This is a genomic window from Xanthomonas hortorum pv. cynarae (assembly GCF_002939985.1).
Lineage (GTDB): Bacteria > Pseudomonadota > Gammaproteobacteria > Xanthomonadales > Xanthomonadaceae > Xanthomonas > Xanthomonas hortorum_D.
The window spans coordinates 19,278-38,624 of the sequence record NZ_MDFM01000008.1; the positions used below are offsets into that span (position 1 = coordinate 19,278).

The following is a 19,347-nucleotide window of genomic DNA, read 5'->3' on the forward strand; positions in this document are numbered from 1 at the left end:
CACGCCGCAAGTACGTCCATGTAGGCTCGGTGGCGGCATCCATGCCGCCACACGGTCCCGCAAGCGGTGAGGACGCCGCACCGGAGAGTTTGTCGGTTGCTTTCTTAAAGCTTGTCCATCGCTCGGCTTGCATTGAGAAGATGAATCAGGCGTGCCGTTATCTAAGCAACCCACGTAAGACATTGCTTGCACCATGCACACCGATCATCTCCACTGGTCCTTGCCCGCCCACCGTCGCGGGACCTTACGCGGCATGGATGCCGCGTAAGAGCTTACAAGGACGTACTTGCAGCGTGTCCCGCGATGGTGGGCGGGCAAGGACCCTGCAGCCAAGCCGCAGATCAGCCGGCCTGCAGTAGCCTGACGTGAAGTAGTTTTGTTAGCCGCTCTAGTTGATCAAATAGAGTGACGCATCAAGGAATCAACAGCGGCCGCAACGCAGGCACCTGCTTTGCCAACTCGTCGGCGACAATCGCCGCGAACAGATCCGCGCCGTCCGCACCAAGATGCGTGTAGTCGAATGCGAGTTTGGCCTGGCCCATCGGCTCGGCGCTGGCATTGTCCTGTGCAGCGGCGGGCACGCTGCCCGCTGCCGCGATCTTTGACGACGCCGACACCGGCACATGCAATGCCTGCGCCGGTGTCTTGCCAATCGTCGTGCCCGATTGCGCGGCAATCACTTGTTCCGGATCGGCAGGCCGCTGCGCCAGCCGCATCGCCAACACTGGGCCCATGCCCTGCACCATCGCACGGCTGCGCGCATGCAGGTCGATCAACGGCACCTGTAACTCGCGCGCAACTGCGCGTGTTGTCTCCGCCCACGGCGCCAAGTCGTCGATTAATTGGCCGCGTTCGAATTGCCGCCGCGTCAATGGCGTGACCAACACGGGGATCGCACCGGCGGCACGTGCGTCGGCGACATAACGGCGAAGATTCGCCGGGAATTCGTTCGCCAACTCGGTGGAACGCCCCGGTTTGCCGGGTTGATCGTTGTGCCCGAACTGGATCAACACAACCACCTGTCGATAGCCGCCGCTGCGCAGCTCCTTCAGTGCGATCTCCCACGAGCCTTCGGCGCGATAGTTGGAGGTGCTGCGGCCACCGCGCGCCAGATTGAGGCAGCTCAGGAACGAGGTCACATGCTGCGCGCAAAAGCTCGGCCCCCAGCCACCTTGCACAGCCGTGGTGGAGTCGCCGACCAGCACGATCTTGCTGGCGGCAAAGTGCTTGCCGCAAGCGGCCACGTTAGACGCTGGGACGCTTGCAGTTGACGCATCAACCGGTGAGGCATCTGCAGCGTACGCAACAGGTGCAGCAATTGCTGCCAGCAAAACCAACGGTACAAGAGACGAAAAACGCATGAATCACCAATGAGGAAAAGCAATCGGAAAACGCAAGGTAGTCAGAAGGCGAAAGGTGATCAGAAGACCGCAGGCAGGCAGAAGAGCGCAAGCACGATGATCCGAGCCGCGCGCTGATGGGCGCCTACACGCACGCCACGCCGTGCCGCCGCGGAGTGCAATCCGACCACGCTCGACGTCGACCTTGACCACGAAAGTCAGTCAAAACGTACCGCGTTGAATGAAAGGCGCTTGCTGATACAGCTTGCGCTCGCCACCGCGCGGATCGTGGCCGAGCCGGCTGGGTGTATCGAACAGCAGCGTCTCGCGCTGCTGCAACGAATACTGTCGCCAACGCGGCAGACCACGATGATTCGGGTCGCCGCTGCGCGCAAATGCAATCAACGCCTCGCTCATCTGCTCGGCCATGCGCTGCGCATCGGCGCCATCGCCGGTGCGCGAACCCGGTTGCGCAATGGTGTCGAAGACCAGCGGAATATCCAGTGTGTGGAAGGCGCCGAACTTGCCGCCATCCAGTGGCGAGCCCCAATCCAGTTGATAGACCCAGGTGGGTGCGCCTTGACGTGCGCGTGCCTCGGCTTCTTCGACCGCGCCGCGCCACGAGCGCCCTGCGGTGGTGGCTGCGAAGAACACGTCCGATGGCGAATACTGCGGATACAGCCGGCGGTATTCGGCAATCACCATCTGCGGCAGCAGATCCACGTATTGCTGGGTTTCCAGCCTGGCCGGCAGCTCGTCCCAGCTCAGCGCGAAGTTCTTCGCATCGTTGCCGAGAAACGCGCGCGTTTCATCGCGGGTATTGCCGATCACCAGCGGAATCTTTGCCGATTGCAGCGGGGCGGTCGGCCAGAATGGATGCACCGGCACATTGCGCGCATCCAGCACCGGGCCGAAATACAACGCGCTGTTTTCCACCCGCGAGGGATCGCGCACTTGCGCGGCAGCCAGCAGCTGCTCACTTGGTAGCGTGCGGATGCGCGCAAGCGCGCCGGGCGCAAGTTTCAATGCATCCAGCAGCAGTTGCGCGCGCTGGGTGGCCGCACGCGGGCCGGCCACGGTGACCTGCTGCCCGCTCATGGTCCATGCGCGCTGGAACAGGCCGCGTGCGGCGGGCATCGCCATCAAGGTGGCGATCTTGGCGCCGCCACCGGACTGGCCGAACACGGTGACATTGCCGGCATCGCCGCCGAATTCTGCCGCGTGCTGGCGCACCCACTGCAGTGCCTGGATCAGATCCAGCTGCCCGGCATTGCCGGAGTCGGCAAAACGCGCATCGCCCAGCTGCGCCAGCGACAGATAGCCGAACAGGTTGAGCCGGTGATTGACGGTGATCACCACCACATCGCCGCGCTTGCACAGACGCACGCCGTCGTAGAGCGGGTCGCTGCCGGAACCGGTGGTGTAGCCGCCGCCGTGGATATAGAACAGGATCGGCCGCTTGCTGCCATCACGCAGGCCCGGCGTCCACACGTTGAGGAACAGGCACTCCTCGCTGGTGGGTTCGCTGGCTTTGGGCTGTGGCGCGGAAGCACCGAACGCGCTGGCATCGCGCACGTCCTGCCACGGCGTTTCATGCACCGGCGGCTGGAAGCGCCGCATTGCGGTGTCGCCGCCGTAGGGGATGCCCTTGAACACGCAGATGCCCTGGTCGCGATAACCGCGCAGTGCGCCGCCACGCACCTGTGCCAGCGGCGTACTGTCGTCGCGCGCAGGTGCAGGCGCTGTTGCGACCGCACCTGCGAAGCTCGGCAGCGCGGCTGCAGCGGTCGCTAACAAGCCACCACGCAGCAGCGTGCGCCGCCGCGCGTCGGGCGTGGATGGTGACGTCATTGCGCGGCGTCCTGCGCCGGTACAGAGGTGGGTACAGAGGTGGGTGCAGGTGCAGCGACAGATGCATTCGCAGTCGTCGCAGTCGAGGGCGTTTGCGCCTTGCTGACATGCGCAATCCAGGCCTGCGCCAGCTGCGGCCACGCCGCCACGGTCAGCCCGGTGCCGCTGGCCGTACCAAAACCATGGCCGCCCTGCGGAAACACATGCAGCTCGCTCGGCACGTCGGCACGCAGCAGCGCGTCATGCATCAACAGACTGTTACGCACCGACACCACCGTGTCGTCCTGCGCATGCAGCAGAAAGCTGGGCGGGGTGCGCGCATCCACATGCAGTTGCGGCGAATACGCACGCACCTGCGCATCGCTCGGACTGCTGCCGAGCAGGCGCTCGCGCGAGCCCGCGTGCGCGTTGGCGCTGTCCATGTCGATGACCGGGTAGATCAGCAGCTCGAAATCCGGCCGCGCGCTCAGTGCATCGGCGGCATCCACCTTTGGGTAGACCTGTGCGGCATAGCGGGTGCCCAGGCTGGCGGCGACGTGCCCGCCGGCCGAGAACCCCATCACCCCGACGCGCTGCGCATCGATTCCGTAGCGGGCGGCATTGGCGCGGATCAGGCGCAGCGCGCGCTGCGCATCGGCCAGCGGCACGTCGGCACCGTTCGGATGGCCTTCGCCGGGCAGGCGGTAGCGCAACACGAACAGCGTGATCCCGGCCTGGTCGACGAAGCTGGGTACCAGCGCGCTGCCTTCGTTGTCCAGCACGATGCGCTGGTAGCCGCCGCCGGGGGTGACCAGCAGGGCGGTGCCGTTGGGTCGCTTGGGTCGGTAGACCACCAGGTACGGCGTACTGATCTGCTGGATGTAGCGATCAGGCAGGGCAGGGTCGGCGCTGCGCTCGACAATGCGCTGCGACTGCGGCAACGTCTTGTCTCCCGGTGCCAATCGCTTGGGCCATAGCCCGATCCGGCTGGCCTGTTCGGCGGCTGTATCGGCACTGGACACTTCAGCCGCAACCACCGGCGGCCCGATCAGCAGCGAGGTCGCCAACACCACCAGCGGCAGGCATCGCCGCGCAGCACCCGAAAACGCAGCAAAACCGCGTGTTTGGCGTTTCTTTTCCATCCGCCCCTCCCAGGGTCGCTTCGTTGCTGCGGCCAGTTTTGCCGCACTGCACATTGCCAATGACACCGGTTTACCATATACAGCACACCGTGCCACTGTCGATTGGCAGTGCAACAAAAACACTAGCAGGGAGACACCCTTGAGCAACGACGCCGCCACCCCGCCATCGTCCACATCCATGCTGTCGCAGATCGCCCAGCAGTTTGTGGAGGCACGCCGTGCAGGGGCATCGCTGCCCGACTTTCCCGGGCAAATCCCTGAGGATCTGGTCACTGCTTATCAGGTGCAGGACATCGCCATCAGCCAGTGGGACGACCAGGTGGTCGGCTGGAAGGTGGGTTATATCGCCGCCGAGCGCCGCGACGCCTCCGGCGACGACCGCCTGCTGGGCCCGATCTTCTCGCACAAACTCTGGAATGCTACCGGTGGAACAACGCAGTTCCCGATCTACCAGGGCGGCTTCGGTGCGGTAGAGGCCGAGTATGTACTGCGCCTGGAAGCGGACGCTCCCGCCGAGCAGACCCATTTCACCCCGGAGCAGGCCGCGCAGCTGCCGGCCACGTTGTTCATCGGCGTGGAGATCGCCAGCAGCCCGTTGGCGACCATCAACAAGCTGGGCCCGCGCGTGGTGATTTCCGACTTCGGCAACAATAACGGCCTGATTTTAGGCCCGGAAGTGACCGACTGGCTGGCACGCGACGAGTCCGCGCTGACTGCCGAAACGCTGATCGACGACCAGGTTGTCGGTACCGGTGGAGCCACCACGTTGCCGGGTGGATTGCGCGCCGCCTACGCCTTTGCGCTCAGTCGTTCGGCCCAGCGCGGGCGTCCGCTCAAGCGCGGTGATCTCATTGCCACGGGCAATGCCACCGGTATCCATGACATCGAAGTGGGACAGCGTGCGCTGATTCGTTTCGCCGGCATCGGCGACATTTCCTGTACGGCTGTGTCCGCTAGCTGATGCGGACCCAGTGACCAGACGCTTGGGAGGGCGCCAATGATCACACGCAGACATTTCCTCGGTGCCGGACTCGGTGCCGCCGCGGCCGGCCCCTGGTTGGGCGCCGGTGCCACCACGCCGATCCCCGGCGGGCAGTTGTTGACCGCCACCGATGTGCATATCGGCGACTACCCCACCGTGGAAGCGGTGCGGTGGTTCGGCAAGCAGCTCGAAGCACGCACCAATGGCCGGCTCAAGCTGCGCCAGTACCACTCCGGCCAGCTGGGCCGCGAGTCGGAGGCGATCGATATGGCGCGCTTCGGTGCCATCGACATCACCCGGGTGTATTCGGGCGCGTTGAACAACACTTTTCCGCTTACTCAGGCGCTGTGCCTGCCGTACGTGTTCGATTCGGTGCCGCATCTGCGCCGCGCCATCGACGGGCATGTCGGCGACAGCGTGCTGCGCAGCTTCGAGCAGCGCGATCTGGTGGGCCTGGCGATCTACGATTCGGGCGCGCGTTGCTTCTACAACACCAAGCACCCGCTGCACCGCCCGGAAGATCTCAAGGGCCTGAAATTGCGCGTGGCCTCGTCGGACATCTTCCTCAAGCTGATGCGCATGCTGGGCGCCAATCCCACCCCGATGTCGCTGGGCGAGACGTTCTCGGCGATGGAAACGCACATGATCGACGGTGCGGAAAACAACATGCGCAGCTTCCAGTCCAGCCGCCATTTCGAAGCCGCGCGTTACTGGTCGCAGAGCGAGCATTCCTACGCGCCGGACATCCTGGTGATGTCGCGCAAGAGTTTCGAATCGCTGAGCCCGGCCGACCGCGGCCTGGTGGTGGAACTGGCGCGCGCCTCGGTGCCGGTGATGCGCAACCTGTGGGATGCCTCGGAAGTGATCGCGCGCAAGCAGGTGATCGACTACGGCGTCAAGCTCAATCAGGTCGACATGCCGGCGTTCCGCGCCGCCTCCGCCCCGCTGCTGGCCGAATACCGCAAGCAGCCGGAGATCGAAGCGTTGTACCGCCGCATCCGCGATTTCGCATAGAGGTAATCCAATGACCGAACCCGAGACTCTCGCCGTCCCGGTCGCGCCGTTGCAGCGCGCGCTGGACCGCGTTTCCGACACTGCCGTTGGCGTGGCATCGCTGGCCTTGCTGGGCCTGGTGGTCGTGCAGGGCTGGCAGGTGTTCACCCGCTACGTGCTCAACGACTCGCCCAGCTGGACCGAGCCGGTGACGCTGCTGTTGCTGAGCACCGCGCTGAGCCTGGGCGCGGCCGCCGGCGTGCACACCAACCGCCATTTCGGCTTCTATCTGCTGGGCGAACACGTGCCGCCGCTGGTGCGCAAGGTGTTCGATCTGATCCGCCCGCTGATGATCATCGCCATTGGCGCGGTGCTGGCACGCTGGAGTGCGGCGCTGCTGCTGGATGGGCTGGACATCAAGATGGCCGGCGCGCAGATGCCGCAGAGCATCAACTATCTGCCGCTGTCGATCGGCGGTGCGCTGATGGTGGTGTTCGCCTTGTACAAGCTGTGGCGTGTGCTGCGCCCGATCCACACCGGAGGAGTGCGCTGATGGGCATCGCCATGTTGTTGGGAACCTTCGTGGTGCTGCTGCTGATCGGCGTGCCGGTGGCCTATGCGCTGGGCGCGGCCGCACTGGCCACGCTGCTGTATCTGGACCTGCCCACGGTGGTGCTGGTGCAGCAGATTTCCGCCGGTAGCGGCTCGGCCTCGTTGATCGCCATTCCGCTGTTTATCTTCGCTGGCGAGTTGATGCTGCGCGGTGGTATTTCCGAACGCTTGATCGCCTTGGCCTCGTCGCTGGTGGGGCGCGTGCGTGGCGGCCTGGGCCAGGTCAGCGTGCTGTCGTCGCTGTTCTTCGGCGGCGTGTCCGGCTCGGCGATTGCCGACGTCTCGGCGGTCGGCGGCACCATGATTCCGCAGATGATCAAGCGCGGTTACGACCGCGATTACGCGGTGAATGTGAGCATGACCGCCGCGCTGGTGGCTTTGCTGGTGCCGCCCTCGCATAACCTGATCCTGTTCTCCGCAGCGGCGGGCGGCGGTATCTCGATCGCCGATCTGTTCGCCGCCGGCATCTTCCCCGCGCTGCTGATGACCGCAGCGATGATGGTCACCGGCTATGCGGTGGCGCGCCATCGCGGCTACGGCACCGAGCCGTTCCCCGGCTGGCGCGCGGTGGCGCTGCGCCTATTCGGCGCATTGCCGGGCCTGGGGTTGGTGGCGCTGATCTTCATCGGTATTCGCGCCGGCATCTTCACCGCAGTGGAGAGCGCCGCGATTGCAGTGGTGTATGCGTTGATCGTCACCGCGCTGCTGTATCGCCAGTTGCGTTGGGCCGAGTTCTTCGCGGCGGTCACGCATGCCGCGCGCACCACTGGCGTGATCCTGTTCGTGATCGCCACGGCTGCGGTGTTCGGTTGGTTGCTTGCGTACTTGCAGGTGCCGGCGGCCGCAGTGAAGTTCCTGCAGGCCATCGCCGACAGCAAGAACACCGTGCTGCTGATGATCGTGGTGATGCTGTTGCTGCTGGGCATGTTCATGGACCTGGCACCAAAGATCCTGATCTGCACGCCGATCTTCCTGCCGGTGGTCAAGGCTTACGGCATCGACCCGATCCACTTCGGTCTGGTGATGGTGCTGGCCGGCGGCATCGGCTTGATCACCCCGCCGATCGGCTCGGTGTTGTTTATCGGCACCTCGATCGGCCAGATCACCATCGCCCAGAGCATGCGCACCATTTGGCCATTCTGGTTGGCGGCGTTATGCGTGCTGCTGATCGTGGCGTTTTTCCCCGAACTGTCGCTGTGGTTGCCGAGGGCACTGCGCGCGTAAGGGCGCCACTCCATCCACTGCGTATCCGTCGGCAGGGCGCGGTCGGGGCGAACGAATCGGCGTCTACCACGTGCGATTCAACCGCCCCGGCCACCCCATCCGACAGTCGCTTGGCGACGCTGCATGAGCACTTCGCAGCGCCGCTGCTGGCGGGAGTTTCCGCCGTCATCCCCGCGGCCGACGATCTAAGGCGTCGGCCGCCGCATCGCCCCGCAGGTTGGGGGTCAAGGAGAGAGCATGCGTATGCGTAACACTTCACCCTGTTTGCGTTGGCTGCTGGCCAGCGGCCTGCTGCTGTGTGCCGGGCTAAGCGCTGCGGCCGACTGGAAGCGCGGCATCGAACACCAGCGCATTGCCGACCAGGGCAACGGCACCTTCCTCAATCCGGTGCTGGCCGGCGATCACCCCGACCCGTCGGTGCTCAAGGACGGCGACGACTACTACCTCACGCTGTCCTCGTTTGATGCGTATCCGGGTCTGCCGATCTGGCATTCGCGCGATCTGGTCAACTGGCAACCACTGGGCCATGCGATCACGCAGAACGTCGGCGCGATCTGGGCGCCGGATCTGATCAAGCACGGCAAGCGCTATTACATCTATTTCCCCGCGCGTCGCGGCGACCAGGGCGAGCGCAGCAACTTCGTGGTGTGGGCCGACGACATCAAGGGCCCGTGGAGCGCGCCGATCGACATCGGCCTGGGCAAGTACATCGACCCTGGCCATGCAGTGGGCGAAGACGGCAAGCGCTATCTGTTTCTGAGCGGCGGCGATTACGTGCAACTCTCCGACGACGGCTTCAAGGTGGTGGGCACGCCCAAGCACGTCTACGACGGCTGGAAGTACCCGGAAAGCTGGGACGTGGAAGGCTACGCCCAGGAAGGCCCCAAGATCACCCGCCACAACGGCTGGTACTACATGACCACCGCCGTGGGCGGCACCGCCGGCCCGCCGACCGGGCACATGGTGATCACCGCGCGCTCGCGTTCGATCCACGGCCCCTGGCAGAACGCGCCCAACAACCCGATCACCCGCACCAAGAGCGCCGACGAGCCATGGTGGTCGCGCGGCCACGCCACCTTGGTAGAAGGCACCGACCAGCGCTGGTGGATGCTCTACCACGGTTACGAACACGGCTACTGGACGCTGGGCCGGCAGGCCTTGCTCGACCCGATCGAGTGGACCGCGGACGGCTGGTTCGTCGCCAAGGGTGGCGACCTGGGCACGCCGTTGAAAAAGCCCAGCGGGCAGGCCTTGCCGCATGGCCTGAGGTTGTCGGACGACTTCCGCGCCAACACGCTCGGCCCGCAGTGGTCGTTCTTCAACCCGGCCGCCGACGAAGCCAAGCGTCTGCAAGTAGGCGATGGCGTGTTGCGCCTGCAGGGCAAGGGCAGCGCCCCGCGCGACGCCTCGCCGCTGACCCTGATCGCGCCCGACCAGGCCTATCAGTTCGAGGTGCAGATGACCGTGGCACCGGGCGGGCAGGGCGGGGCGCTGCTGTTCTACAGCGACAAGCTCTACGCCGGGGTGGGGAGCAACGGCGAGAACTTCGTCATGCACCGCTATGGCGAAGAACGCCCGGCCAAGCTGGCGCCCAGCGGCAAGGGCGGCGCGCTATGGCTGCGCGTCACCAACAACCGCCACATCGTCACCATCCACAGCAGCACCGACGGCACCACCTGGACCAAGTACCCGGTGCAGATGGAAGTGTCCGGCTACCACCACAACGTGGCCGGCAAGTTCCTGGCACTGAAACCGGCGCTGTATGCGTCCGGCCAAGGCCAGGTGGAATTCCGCAACTTCCGCTACCGCGCCCTGGACTGACCGTTCTGCACTGCCGGGCATGCCGTCGCGCATCACGCAACGGCGCTCCGGTCATGGCGGATTCGGGACATCGGCAAGTCTGCGAAGGCTTGCCGGCCCGCTGGCCGGTAGAATCCAATCAACTTCAATGGTTGACCGCTATGCCCGCCCGCAAGATGCCTGAAGAGGGAATGCCCGGCCTGCCGAAGGGCAAGGTAGCCACGATCAACGACATCGCCCGGATGTCCGGGGTGTCCAAGAAGACCGTCTCGCGGATCATCAACAATTCGCCGCTGGTCCGCCAGGACACCCGCGAGAAGGTCGAAGCACTGATGCGCGAGGTCGGCTACTCGCCCGACCCGCTCGCGCGCGGGCTGGCGTTCCGGCGTTCGTTTCTGATCGGCATGGTCTACGACAACCCCACCGCGCAGTACATCGTGGACATGCAGTACGGCGCGCTGGACGCGCTACGCGGCTCCAGTTTCGAGCTGGTGGTGCACCCCTGCGACAGCCGCAGCCCCGGCTATATCGAAGGCGTGCGCCGCTTTGCCCAGGCGCAGAAGCTGCACGGGGTGATCCTGGTGCCACGCGCCTCCGAGGACCAGGCGCTGGCCGACATGCTGGCCGAGATCGGCTGCCGCTACACCCGCATCGCCTCGGTCGCGCTGGACGCCACCTCGCAGACGGTGATCACCCACGACCGCGACGGCGCCGCCGAGGCCGCCGACTACCTGCTCTCGCTCGGCCACCGCGACATCGCCCTGGTCACCGGCCCCAGCGCCTACCGCTCCTCGGTGGAGCGCACCTCGGGCTTTGCCGACGCGCTGACCCGGCGCGGCATCGAACTGCGGCCCGAGCGGATTGTGGAAGCCGGCTATACCTTCGAATCGGGCGTGGCCGCCGCCGAAAAGCTGCTGCTGGGCAAGAAGCGCCCCACCGCCATCTTCACCGGTAACGACGAAATGGCTGCCGGTATCTACAAGGTCGCGCTGCGCGCCGGCATCAACATCCCGCGCCAGCTTTCGGTGATCGGCTACGACGACAGCTCGCTGGCCTCGCGGCTATGGCCGCCGCTGACCTCGGTGCGCCGCCACACCCGCGACACCGGCCGCACCGCCGCCGCGATGCTGATCCAGCCCGACAACGCCCCGCAACTCCCCACCGCCAGCGTGCGCCCGCACCTGATCGTGCGCGATTCCTGCCAACCGCCGGAAGATTGATCGCGGCATCGCGCGTCTGCCGCCCGCCGTGCCTCGCGTGCCATCGGCAGAGTGTGCAAGGCCTGCTCGCCGCAGCGCTGCTTCGCAAGCGCGCGCACGATGTTCGTATTGCAGCGCCGCGGGAAAGATCGCGCGCCGATAATTAATTGCGGGCATCGTCATACAGACGAGGCAAAGCGCCATTGTCGGCCCAGCCGAGGTCGTTGGCTTCTGCGATGCATCCGTCGCACTCCTGCGCGGAATCGCGCTTGGCAGCGTTGAGCGCGTCGCAACGCGCGTCTTCAAACCGGAGTTATGTATGCTCCCCAAACTGATTGCCGGCACGCCGGGTATCGCCCCGGCAGCGACACCGGAACCATCGAGTCAGTCAGCTGCGCAACGCAGCGATCACCAAGAGCGGCCGGCAGATGCCGTCGGTTCAAGCCTGCCGGACGCGTTGCGCCAGTCTCGCCCGAGACGGACGCGTTCTTCGTCGACATCGGCCGTTGCCGCACCTCACCCATCGCTCAGCAGCGACGATCTCGCGCTTGCGGCGTATCTGCTGGCGCGCGACATCGATGGGCGACGCGTGTTCCAGCCGGAGATGGACCGCCTGCGCAAGGCCAACGAGAGCGTCGGCAATACACGGCGTGTGCTGAAGTTCGGGCGTGGAAATGTCGGCACCGATCTGCGCGCAACGGGCAACGAAAGCCGTTTCCGGACCAAAGCCGCTCGCCAGTTAAAGGCCGAGCTCTACATGCGCGGTGGCGGGCGGTTCGTGGCGTATGCGGAGCAGATGCAGCATTCGACCACAGCGGCCACGGTCCTTGGCTCGGGCAATTGCGGCGAATATACGTCCGTCACGAGCATCCGCCATAGCAGCAGGCTGGATGCCGGGGAGACGGTGCATTACGTAACCAGCGCCGGCCATGGCCATGCCTGGGCAGAGGCGCGTGTACCGGCCGACGATGTCAGCGGCGCAAGCACCATCGTGATGGACGGGTGGGCCAAGGGCCCGGCCGTGTTGGCGCCCGATTCGCGTTTCGCAGCCAACCGCGGGCAGGTGGAGAGTCAGGTGCAACTCGATGCGGCCACCGGACGCGAGGCCCGCGTCGCAACCAACGATCTCATCTTGGAGTTGCGCGCTAAGGGACCCGCCGAAACCCAGCGACGTGTCCGGCAGAGTACGACCTGGACCGCACGTCTTGCCGCTGTCATTGATGATGCGCTGCTGCCATTAGGTCTTGGAGGTCATTGGTCCGAACAACCCGTGCTCAGCGACGCCTTTGCCGCCCGCGTTCGCGCAAGGCTCACATTGACAGCCAACGCCGACCTGCTTGCCCGGGCCAAACGGATCGCTACCGAGTTCGGTGTTGCCGTTCCCGAAAGCACGGCCCAGGCGCACAGGATCATCAGCGCGACGCTGGAGCTGATCGCGCTGCGCTGAGCCCCGCGCGGGGTGGCATCCCACCTTGTCGGGTTTGGATACAGCGCCCCGACAGTCCTGCCCGATGCTTTGTCCGCCGGCCTACCGATGGCACTATCGTGCACTGCGCAATGACACCGGTTAACCAGTGCCGGTAGAATGGCCTGGTACAAGCCAATCCCCCGCGCTTGGCACCGGAGATCGCGCATGTCCCTGTACTGCAAGACCCACTACGCCACCCATCCCGATGCCATCAAGGGCGCCAGCAACGACGACCTGCGCGAGCTTTATCTGCTCGATGGCTTGTTTATCGACGATGCGGTGACCCTCAAATACACCCACTACGAGCGCTTTGTGCTCGGTGGCGCGGCACCGCTTGGTAAAACGCTGGAGCTGCCCAGGCAGACCGAACCTGCTTCCGCTGCCGGCCATCCGTTCCTGGAGCGCCGTGAGCTGGGCATCCTCAACGTCGGCGCCGGTCCTGGCACCGTCACAGTGGACGGCACCGCCTACACGCTCGGGCCAAAGGACGGCCTGTACGTGGCGATGGGCAGCACCGAGGTCACCTTCGCGTCCGCAGACGCTGCCAATCCGGCCAAGTTCTACCTGGCCTCCACGCCGGCGCACGCGCGCTTCGAGACCAAGCAACTCTCGATCAAGGACGCGGTGGCACTGGAGCGTGGCGCGCTGGAAACCAGCAACGAGCGCACCATCTACCAGTACATCGTGCCGGCCACCTGCCAGTCCTCGCAGTTGCTGCTGGGCCTGACCGTGCTCAAGCCGGGCAGCGTCTGGAACACCATGCCACCGCATCTGCACGACCGCCGCAGCGAGGTGTATTTCTACTTCGATCTTGGCGCCAACGACCGCGTCTATCACTTCATGGGCGAGCCGGACGCGCAGCGCCACATCGTGATCCAGAACAACGAAGCGGTGGTGTCGCCGCCGTGGTCGATCCACATGGGCGCCGGCACCAGCAATTACGCCTTCATCTGGGCGATGGGCGGAGAAAACCTGGATTACACCGACATGCACGTGTTGGACATCTGCCAGCTCAAATGACGCTGGCGCTTGCAAGGCAATACTTAATCCACGCAATAACTCGGTTAATGCGATTCACCAGCCAAGTTAATGCGATGGCTCCATCAATGCGTGGCCGCGCAGCGCGCGGACGCACTTCACTCATCCAACGTGGCATCACCCAGCAGGAGCGATAAGGTAATGAGCAATCCGTTCAGTCTCGAAGGCAAGGTCGCACTGGTCACCGGTGCCAACACTGGCCTGGGCCAGGGCATCGCGTTGGCACTGGCGCAGGCCGGCGCCGACATCGCCGCCGCCGGCATCCAGGCGCCGACCGAGACCGAAGAACTGGTCAAGGGCCTGGGCCGCCGCTTCATCGCCATCCAGGCCAACCTGATCAGCCTCGAGCCAGTCGAGCGCATCCTCAAGGAAACCCTGGACGGCCTGGGCCGCCTGGACATCCTGGTCAACAACGCCGGCCTGATCCGCCGCACCGACGCGGTGGATTTCAGCGAGCAGGATTGGGACGACGTGATGAACGTCAATCTGAAATCGGCCTTCTTCATGGCCCAGGCGGCCGGCCGCCATTTCATCGCCCAGGGCAGCGGCAAGATCATCAACATCGCCTCGATGCTGTCGTTCCAGGGCGGCATCCGCGTGCCGTCGTACACCGCCAGCAAGTCTGGTATTGCCGGCATCACCCGTTTGCTGGCCAACGAGTGGGGCAGCAAGGGCGTGACCACCAACGCCATCGCGCCCGGCTACATGGCCACCGACAACACCGCCCAGCTGCGTGCCGACCAGGACCGCAACAAGTCCATCCTGGACCGCATCCCGGCCGCGCGCTGGGGCGTACCGGCCGACCTCGGTGGCACGGCGGTATTCCTGGCCAGCAGCGCCTCGGATTACGTCAACGGCGCCATCATCCCGGTCGACGGCGGCTGGCTGGCACGCTGAGAAAACCGCGTCGTTTCCTTCTCCCTCCGGGAGAACGTGCCCGAAGGGCGGATGAGGGCCGGCATGCACGTACATCAACCAGACGCGCGCTGCATGCCGGCATACCTCTTCCGTTCTCGATCAGAGCCTTAATCCTGCACGGACAAGGCACCGGAAAAGCGGATCAAGACACAGCACCAAAGCGCACACATTCCACATCCAAACAACTTCCCCAAACCCAATCGGAGCATCCCATGAAAATCGCACTCATGAATGAGTTCAGTCAGGCCGGCAGGAACCCGGTGATCCTGCAGCAGCTCAATGACGTCGCCAGCGAGCAGGGCCACAGCGTGTTCAACGTCGGCATGGACGGCGACAACGACCACCGCCTGACCTACATCCACCTGGGCATCGTCGCCAGCCTGCTGTTGAACTCCAAGGCCGTGGACTTCGTCGTCGCCGGTTGCGGCACCGGCCAGGGCGCGATGATGTCGCTCAACGCACACCCGGGCGTGTTCTGCGGCTATTGCATCGAGCCGACCGACGCCTACCTGTTCGCCCAGGTCAACAACGGCAACGCGCTGTCGCTGGCATTCGCCAAGGGTTACGGCTGGGGCGCGGAAATCAACGTGCGCTACATCTTCGAAAAGGCCTTCAGCGGCGAGCGTGGCCTGGGCTACCCGGCCGAGCGTCGCGAATCGCAGGCCGCCAACGCCGGCATCCTGACCCAGCTCAAGCAGGCCACCGCCAAGTCCTATCTCGATGGCCTGCGCGCCATCGACCCGGAACTGATCAAGCAGGCCGTCGGCGGCGAGCGCTTCCAGCAGTGCTTCTTCGACAACGCCCAGGACGCCGAGATCCGCGCCTTCGTCGCTGGCGTATTGGGCAAGCCGGAAGCCGCTGCTGCCGCAGCTGCGTAATTAGCCAATGCGTTTTAGCCCCTCTCCCGCCGGGAGAGGGGTTGGGGTGAGGGTACGGCGGAAGACAGCTGGCCTAAACGGAAAAGGCTTGAAAGGCTTGAGACGACAGTACGGCCGTCCAACATTTCCGATGCCGCCGCACCCTCATCCGCCCTTCGGGCACCTTCTCCCGATGGGAGAAGGGACACCGCGCTGTCCTAAACACTCTTCCCCGGAGCCACCATGCGTCTGCTTTTCTTCGCATCGTTGCTGCTGCTCTCCGCAAACCTCGCCCGCGCCGAACCACACCGCATCTTCATCGCCGGTGATTCCACCGCCGCCGAATACGGTCCGGAGCGCGCGCCGCAAGCCGGCTGGGGCCAACTGCTGCAAGACTGGTTCGACCCTGCGCAATGGCAGGTCCACAACCACGCCAAGGGCGGCCGCAGCACGCGTAGTTTCATCGCAGAAGGGCGCCTGGAGGCCATCGCCAACCAATTGCAACGCGGCGACATCCTGCTGATCCAGTTCGGCCACAACGACGCCAAACACGAAGACCCGACCCGCTACACCGACGCGCACAGCGACTATCAGCAGTTCCTGCGCCGCTATATCGCCGTCGCGCGCGACAAGGGCGCCACGGCGATCCTGATCACGCCCGCCGCGCGTTTGCTCTACGACTTCGGCGCGCTGCTCGACACCCACGGCCGCGATACGCTGGCCATGCAGCAACTCGCAGCGCAAGAACACGTTGGCCTCATCGATCTCAACGCCAGCTCCAGCGACTGGATCCGCGCACTCGGCGAACAGGCAGCCAAACCGTATTTCCTGTTCGTCCCCGAACAAGGTAAAGCCGATGGCACCCACTTCAGCCGCGCCGGTGCCACCGCAATCGCCTGCCTGGTTGTGCATGGCTGGGTGCAACTGCAGTCCGACCTCAAAGCACAGCTCCGTCGCGACGCCGACTGCGGCGCAGCCCCCGACACCGCCGCACACCGCGCCGCGCAGGCGCATCCCTCGCTGGTGGTGCACGAACGCGACCTCGCCCGCGAGCAACCCGGCCCGCACGGCGGCGCCGGACCCACCACGGCGTACCCCTTCTTTGCCGACGCACCGGATCTCAAATTCGTGCTGCGCAAACGCGTGCTGCACAAGGGCGCCGGCATCGGCCTGCACCTGCACGACAAGGACGAGATCTATTACATCGTCAGCGGCCGCGGGGTGTATGCATTGGATGGCAAGCAATATGAAGTCAGCGCGGGCGATGCGCTGTTGACGCGGCCGGGAAGTACGCACGCATTACAGCAAACCGGAGAAGAACCGTTGGTGCTGTTACTGGCGTATACAGCGGCTCCCAAGATATAAGCCACACCTCGCTCGTGCGCAGGATCGATCTCCCGGTTGTAATCCCCAACGCATGCTGCCTGCGATTGTCTCGGCAAGGAACGATGCAAGAAGAGTTGCGGCAGCTAGAAAAGTCCAGCTATCAAACCTCGAAGACCGCGCCTATCGCGTCGGATCAATCACCGATTCCATCGCCACTATCTCGGCGCGGCTGGCGTTGCATCGCACAGCTTCCTGTTGCCACCGCGCAACCGCCGCGCGTACTTCTTCGATGATGGCCAATGCCTGCGCTCTGGTCAGCCGATAATAATCGTGCGTTTCCATCAATAGCGCCGTATCGGGTGTGGTGTCGTCAAGACTGATGGCCAGCACGTGCACGTCTTTGTCCTGGTTTGGATTGACGTCGAACGCAGGTGCCAAACGCCAGCCGTCGTGCTCACGCAGGAATCCATGATTGCGTAAGTGATCGTCGCGATTGCCGACCAGTATGTTGAAGGCGACGCGGCGGAATAACTGGTGCAGGTCATATGGAATCGCGTGTGTTGCGCCGACGACTTCGATGGCATGCGCAATATCGACGTAAGACGACGCTTCGCTGTGTTCCACATCCAGCAGCGTAAATGCCGAGGCATATGCACGGCGGCTATGCGCAGTGCGATCAAAGCGCTGCACCGCGAACGTGGTGCCTTGATTGGACAGTTCCAGTGGTTTGGCGGCAGGCATGCTGATGCCCGCAGCCAGTGACAGACGGTAGGTGATGTATTCCCATCGCCCCACGTCGTAGAGGTCGTCAGCGGAAGGAAATTTCGCCAGCCAGAGAGAATCGTCCGACTCTTGGACACTTGCCTTGGGCCTGGCGCCACCAAGCGAAGCGCCGGGCGCGATCAGTTGCTTGACCCACGTGAGATCCATGTCGCTGTCATCCATGTCATCGCGCTCAAGGCGCCGAGCAATCGCTTCCAACTCGCGCAATTGCGTCATGGGCGGTGCGCTCAATGCATGGTCGTCGAGGTATCGGCCGGGCGTGCTGTCGCGCAACCTCAGCGCGCCCATGCGGGACGCATCGTTGACGCCGATCAGATAATCCCAGGGCCGCAGTGCACGAACCTTTCGGCCTTGTTCGCGCGCCATGATCACTTCTCTGCGCCTCATCAGCAGTTTGCCCCAGCGATCCGGCGAACAATCCAGAAAGGCTCCGGTCAACTCGGACGCTCCGGCGCGTGCAATCGATGCGCCTGCATAGAGCGGCAGTTGCGGGTCGAGCGCGAACGCGCGAACAGGTGTCTCGTTGGCCAGCCAGCCGGCGGCATACTCGAACTGCAGTGTCTCGCTACGGCGGCTGTATTGGCGTGTCAAATATCCAACCAGGGAGCTGCCGCCCAATGATTGATCCTCTAGCCACACCTCGACCTTGTTGATGTCATGCGCCAAGGGAGCCGAACTCATGGCTCGCTCCTGATGGAGGAGGGCCCCGGGCGACGCAGCCGGCTGTCCTGCAGCTGCCTCCCCAGCGGATCGGTCTGCGCCAGCAGATCGATGTCCTTGTCCAGACCAAGCACGGTCAGTACACGGAGAACGGTCGCCAGACTGGTCGATGGATCGCCGTTTTCCAGCTTGGCCAGGGTTGGCACGCTGACGCCCACGCGGGTGGCCAGCTCGCGCTGGGTCATCTCGCGACGCAGTCGGGCGGCGCGCAGGCGTTCTCCCAGCGTCTCGATCTGGCGCTGAGCACGCGGCATAGTAGGAGGAATACGCTTAGCCATACCAAATTAAATTACTCTTTAGCCTCGTAAAAGCAACTTAATTTTGTATTCGGCTGGTCTGCTTGTTACGGTTTTATGCCTTGTCGTAAGCGCTCGTACCTGCACCCCCTCAGGCCTTATCCACCCCGTAGTGGGTCAGCCCCAATCGCGCCAGTTCGCCGGAGCGGCGGTAATAGACTTCTTCCCAGCCATCCACGCGCTGGCGGTCGGTCTCGTTCATGGCGTCGAGGATGTCTTCGATGCTGAGCAGATTCGGGTCTTCTTCCAGGCGTTCGAACACAGCGCCCAGGCCTTCGATCGCCTGGCGTGTCTGCGCCGCACCCATCGCCGTCAGCGCCTGCAGCGCGTAAGTGCGCGTGCTGGCGTCCCAGCGGTCGAAATAGCGCGCGTAGCCGCTTTCGACCATGTCCGCGTCCAGCCGTGCCAGTGCAACCAGCTCGCGCTCGCCGGGGGTCAGCGCATCCAGGTGGCCACGCAGCGTGGTCAGTTTGGTCTGCGCGCGCGCACTGCGGCGGCGCCACAACAGCTCGGGCATGTTGAGCAGGCCCTCCGGGGTAGGCGGCGCGACGGCGGGCCAGTTCACCCCAAAACCGTCTTCGGTGAGCTGCCACTGCGCGCGCTGCGGCGGCGCCGCCTTGAACAACAGCCGATGCGCCTTGATGGGCTCATCGATACGGATGCCATTGGCCAGGGTGAACAGCAGGCGGGTGTCGTCCAGCTCCAAGCGCCGGATGCGTAGCTGCGTCAGGTCCATTGAGCGAAGGCGGTGTGGGGAGGTTTGACCTTAGTCCGCGTGGGCAGTGCTGTCGAGTCGGTGCAGCGATCTCGCGCCACCCC

The 19,347-nt window shown here is 64.6% G+C and carries 17 protein-coding genes; 11 read left to right on the forward strand and 6 right to left on the reverse strand.

Annotation, left to right across the window (positions count from 1 at the left end; all coding sequences use genetic code 11):
* Window positions 1-413: 413 nt before the first annotated feature.
* The 3 genes from XcyCFBP4188_RS07265 to XcyCFBP4188_RS07275 form a co-directional block, all read right to left on the reverse strand.
* The gene (locus tag XcyCFBP4188_RS07265; protein WP_043910279.1) at window positions 414-1,361 is read right to left on the reverse strand and encodes a rhamnogalacturonan acetylesterase; all 948 of its coding nucleotides are present in this window, start codon (window positions 1,359-1,361) and stop codon (window positions 414-416) included.
* 201 nt (window positions 1,362-1,562) lie between these two features.
* Complete coding sequence (locus tag XcyCFBP4188_RS07270) at window positions 1,563-3,191, reverse strand: carboxylesterase/lipase family protein (protein WP_104591858.1); 1,629 nt, start codon at window positions 3,189-3,191, stop codon at window positions 1,563-1,565.
* Window positions 3,188-4,312 (reverse strand): alpha/beta hydrolase, encoded by a 1,125-nt coding sequence (locus XcyCFBP4188_RS07275; RefSeq protein WP_233397273.1) that lies wholly within the window; start codon window positions 4,310-4,312, stop codon window positions 3,188-3,190. Before XcyCFBP4188_RS07275 ends, XcyCFBP4188_RS07270 begins: the two co-directional genes overlap by 4 nt.
* 139 nt (window positions 4,313-4,451) lie before the next feature.
* On the opposite strand from XcyCFBP4188_RS07275, the gene XcyCFBP4188_RS07280 reads away from it, so the two are divergent.
* The 11 genes from XcyCFBP4188_RS07280 to XcyCFBP4188_RS07330 all read left to right on the forward strand — a co-directional run bounded on the left by XcyCFBP4188_RS07280 (window position 4,452) and on the right by XcyCFBP4188_RS07330 (window position 16,768).
* Window positions 4,452-5,273, forward strand: coding sequence for a 2-keto-4-pentenoate hydratase (locus tag XcyCFBP4188_RS07280; protein ID WP_043910273.1), 822 nt, complete (start codon window positions 4,452-4,454; stop codon window positions 5,271-5,273).
* 36 nt (window positions 5,274-5,309) lie between these two features.
* Window positions 5,310-6,308, forward strand: a complete 999-nt coding sequence (locus tag XcyCFBP4188_RS07285) for a TRAP transporter substrate-binding protein (RefSeq protein ID WP_104591859.1) — start codon at window positions 5,310-5,312, stop codon at window positions 6,306-6,308.
* A 10-nt stretch (window positions 6,309-6,318) separates the two neighbouring features.
* Complete coding sequence (locus XcyCFBP4188_RS07290) at window positions 6,319-6,840, forward strand: TRAP transporter small permease (protein WP_006452153.1); 522 nt, start codon at window positions 6,319-6,321, stop codon at window positions 6,838-6,840.
* Window positions 6,840-8,123: a TRAP transporter large permease gene (locus tag XcyCFBP4188_RS07295; RefSeq protein ID WP_006452152.1), complete on the forward strand. Its 1,284-nt coding sequence runs from the start codon at window positions 6,840-6,842 to the stop codon at window positions 8,121-8,123. Before XcyCFBP4188_RS07290 ends, XcyCFBP4188_RS07295 begins: the two co-directional genes overlap by 1 nt.
* A gap of 237 nt (window positions 8,124-8,360) precedes the next feature.
* Window positions 8,361-9,944 carry a family 43 glycosylhydrolase gene (locus XcyCFBP4188_RS07300; protein ID WP_043910270.1) on the forward strand — a complete coding sequence of 528 codons (1,584 nt, stop codon included), beginning with the start codon at window positions 8,361-8,363 and terminating at the stop codon, window positions 9,942-9,944.
* 140 nt (window positions 9,945-10,084) lie between these two features.
* The gene (locus tag XcyCFBP4188_RS07305) at window positions 10,085-11,143 is read left to right on the forward strand and encodes a LacI family DNA-binding transcriptional regulator (protein ID WP_174705832.1); all 1,059 of its coding nucleotides are present in this window, start codon (window positions 10,085-10,087) and stop codon (window positions 11,141-11,143) included.
* A 298-nt stretch (window positions 11,144-11,441) separates the two neighbouring features.
* Window positions 11,442-12,569: a hypothetical protein gene (locus tag XcyCFBP4188_RS07310; protein ID WP_043910268.1), complete on the forward strand. Its 1,128-nt coding sequence runs from the start codon at window positions 11,442-11,444 to the stop codon at window positions 12,567-12,569.
* Between the two features lie 186 nt (window positions 12,570-12,755).
* Complete coding sequence (gene kduI, locus XcyCFBP4188_RS07315) at window positions 12,756-13,610, forward strand: 5-dehydro-4-deoxy-D-glucuronate isomerase (RefSeq protein WP_006452148.1); 855 nt, start codon at window positions 12,756-12,758, stop codon at window positions 13,608-13,610.
* A gap of 159 nt (window positions 13,611-13,769) precedes the next feature.
* On the forward strand, window positions 13,770-14,525 hold the full coding sequence (kduD, locus tag XcyCFBP4188_RS07320) for a 2-dehydro-3-deoxy-D-gluconate 5-dehydrogenase KduD (protein ID WP_006452147.1): 756 nt from the start codon (window positions 13,770-13,772) through the stop codon (window positions 14,523-14,525).
* A 233-nt stretch (window positions 14,526-14,758) separates the two neighbouring features.
* A complete protein-coding gene (locus XcyCFBP4188_RS07325) occupies window positions 14,759-15,424 on the forward strand; it encodes an RpiB/LacA/LacB family sugar-phosphate isomerase (protein ID WP_104591861.1) in 666 nt (221 codons plus the stop codon).
* A gap of 222 nt (window positions 15,425-15,646) precedes the next feature.
* Entirely contained in the window at window positions 15,647-16,768 is a 1,122-nt protein-coding gene (locus XcyCFBP4188_RS07330) for a cupin domain-containing protein (RefSeq protein ID WP_104591862.1), read from the forward strand.
* Between the two features lie 141 nt (window positions 16,769-16,909).
* On the opposite strand, the gene XcyCFBP4188_RS07335 is transcribed toward XcyCFBP4188_RS07330, so the two are convergent.
* From XcyCFBP4188_RS07335 to XcyCFBP4188_RS07345, 3 genes are all read right to left on the reverse strand, one after another.
* Complete coding sequence (locus XcyCFBP4188_RS07335) at window positions 16,910-18,193, reverse strand: type II toxin-antitoxin system HipA family toxin (protein WP_006452144.1); 1,284 nt, start codon at window positions 18,191-18,193, stop codon at window positions 16,910-16,912.
* On the reverse strand, window positions 18,190-18,486 hold the full coding sequence (locus tag XcyCFBP4188_RS07340; protein ID WP_006452143.1) for a helix-turn-helix domain-containing protein: 297 nt from the start codon (window positions 18,484-18,486) through the stop codon (window positions 18,190-18,192). The genes XcyCFBP4188_RS07335 and XcyCFBP4188_RS07340 overlap by 4 nt, the downstream gene beginning before the upstream one ends.
* A 133-nt stretch (window positions 18,487-18,619) precedes the next feature.
* Window positions 18,620-19,264, reverse strand: a complete 645-nt coding sequence (locus XcyCFBP4188_RS07345; RefSeq protein ID WP_006452142.1) for a DMP19 family protein — start codon at window positions 19,262-19,264, stop codon at window positions 18,620-18,622.
* Between the last annotated feature and the right edge of the window lie 83 nt (window positions 19,265-19,347).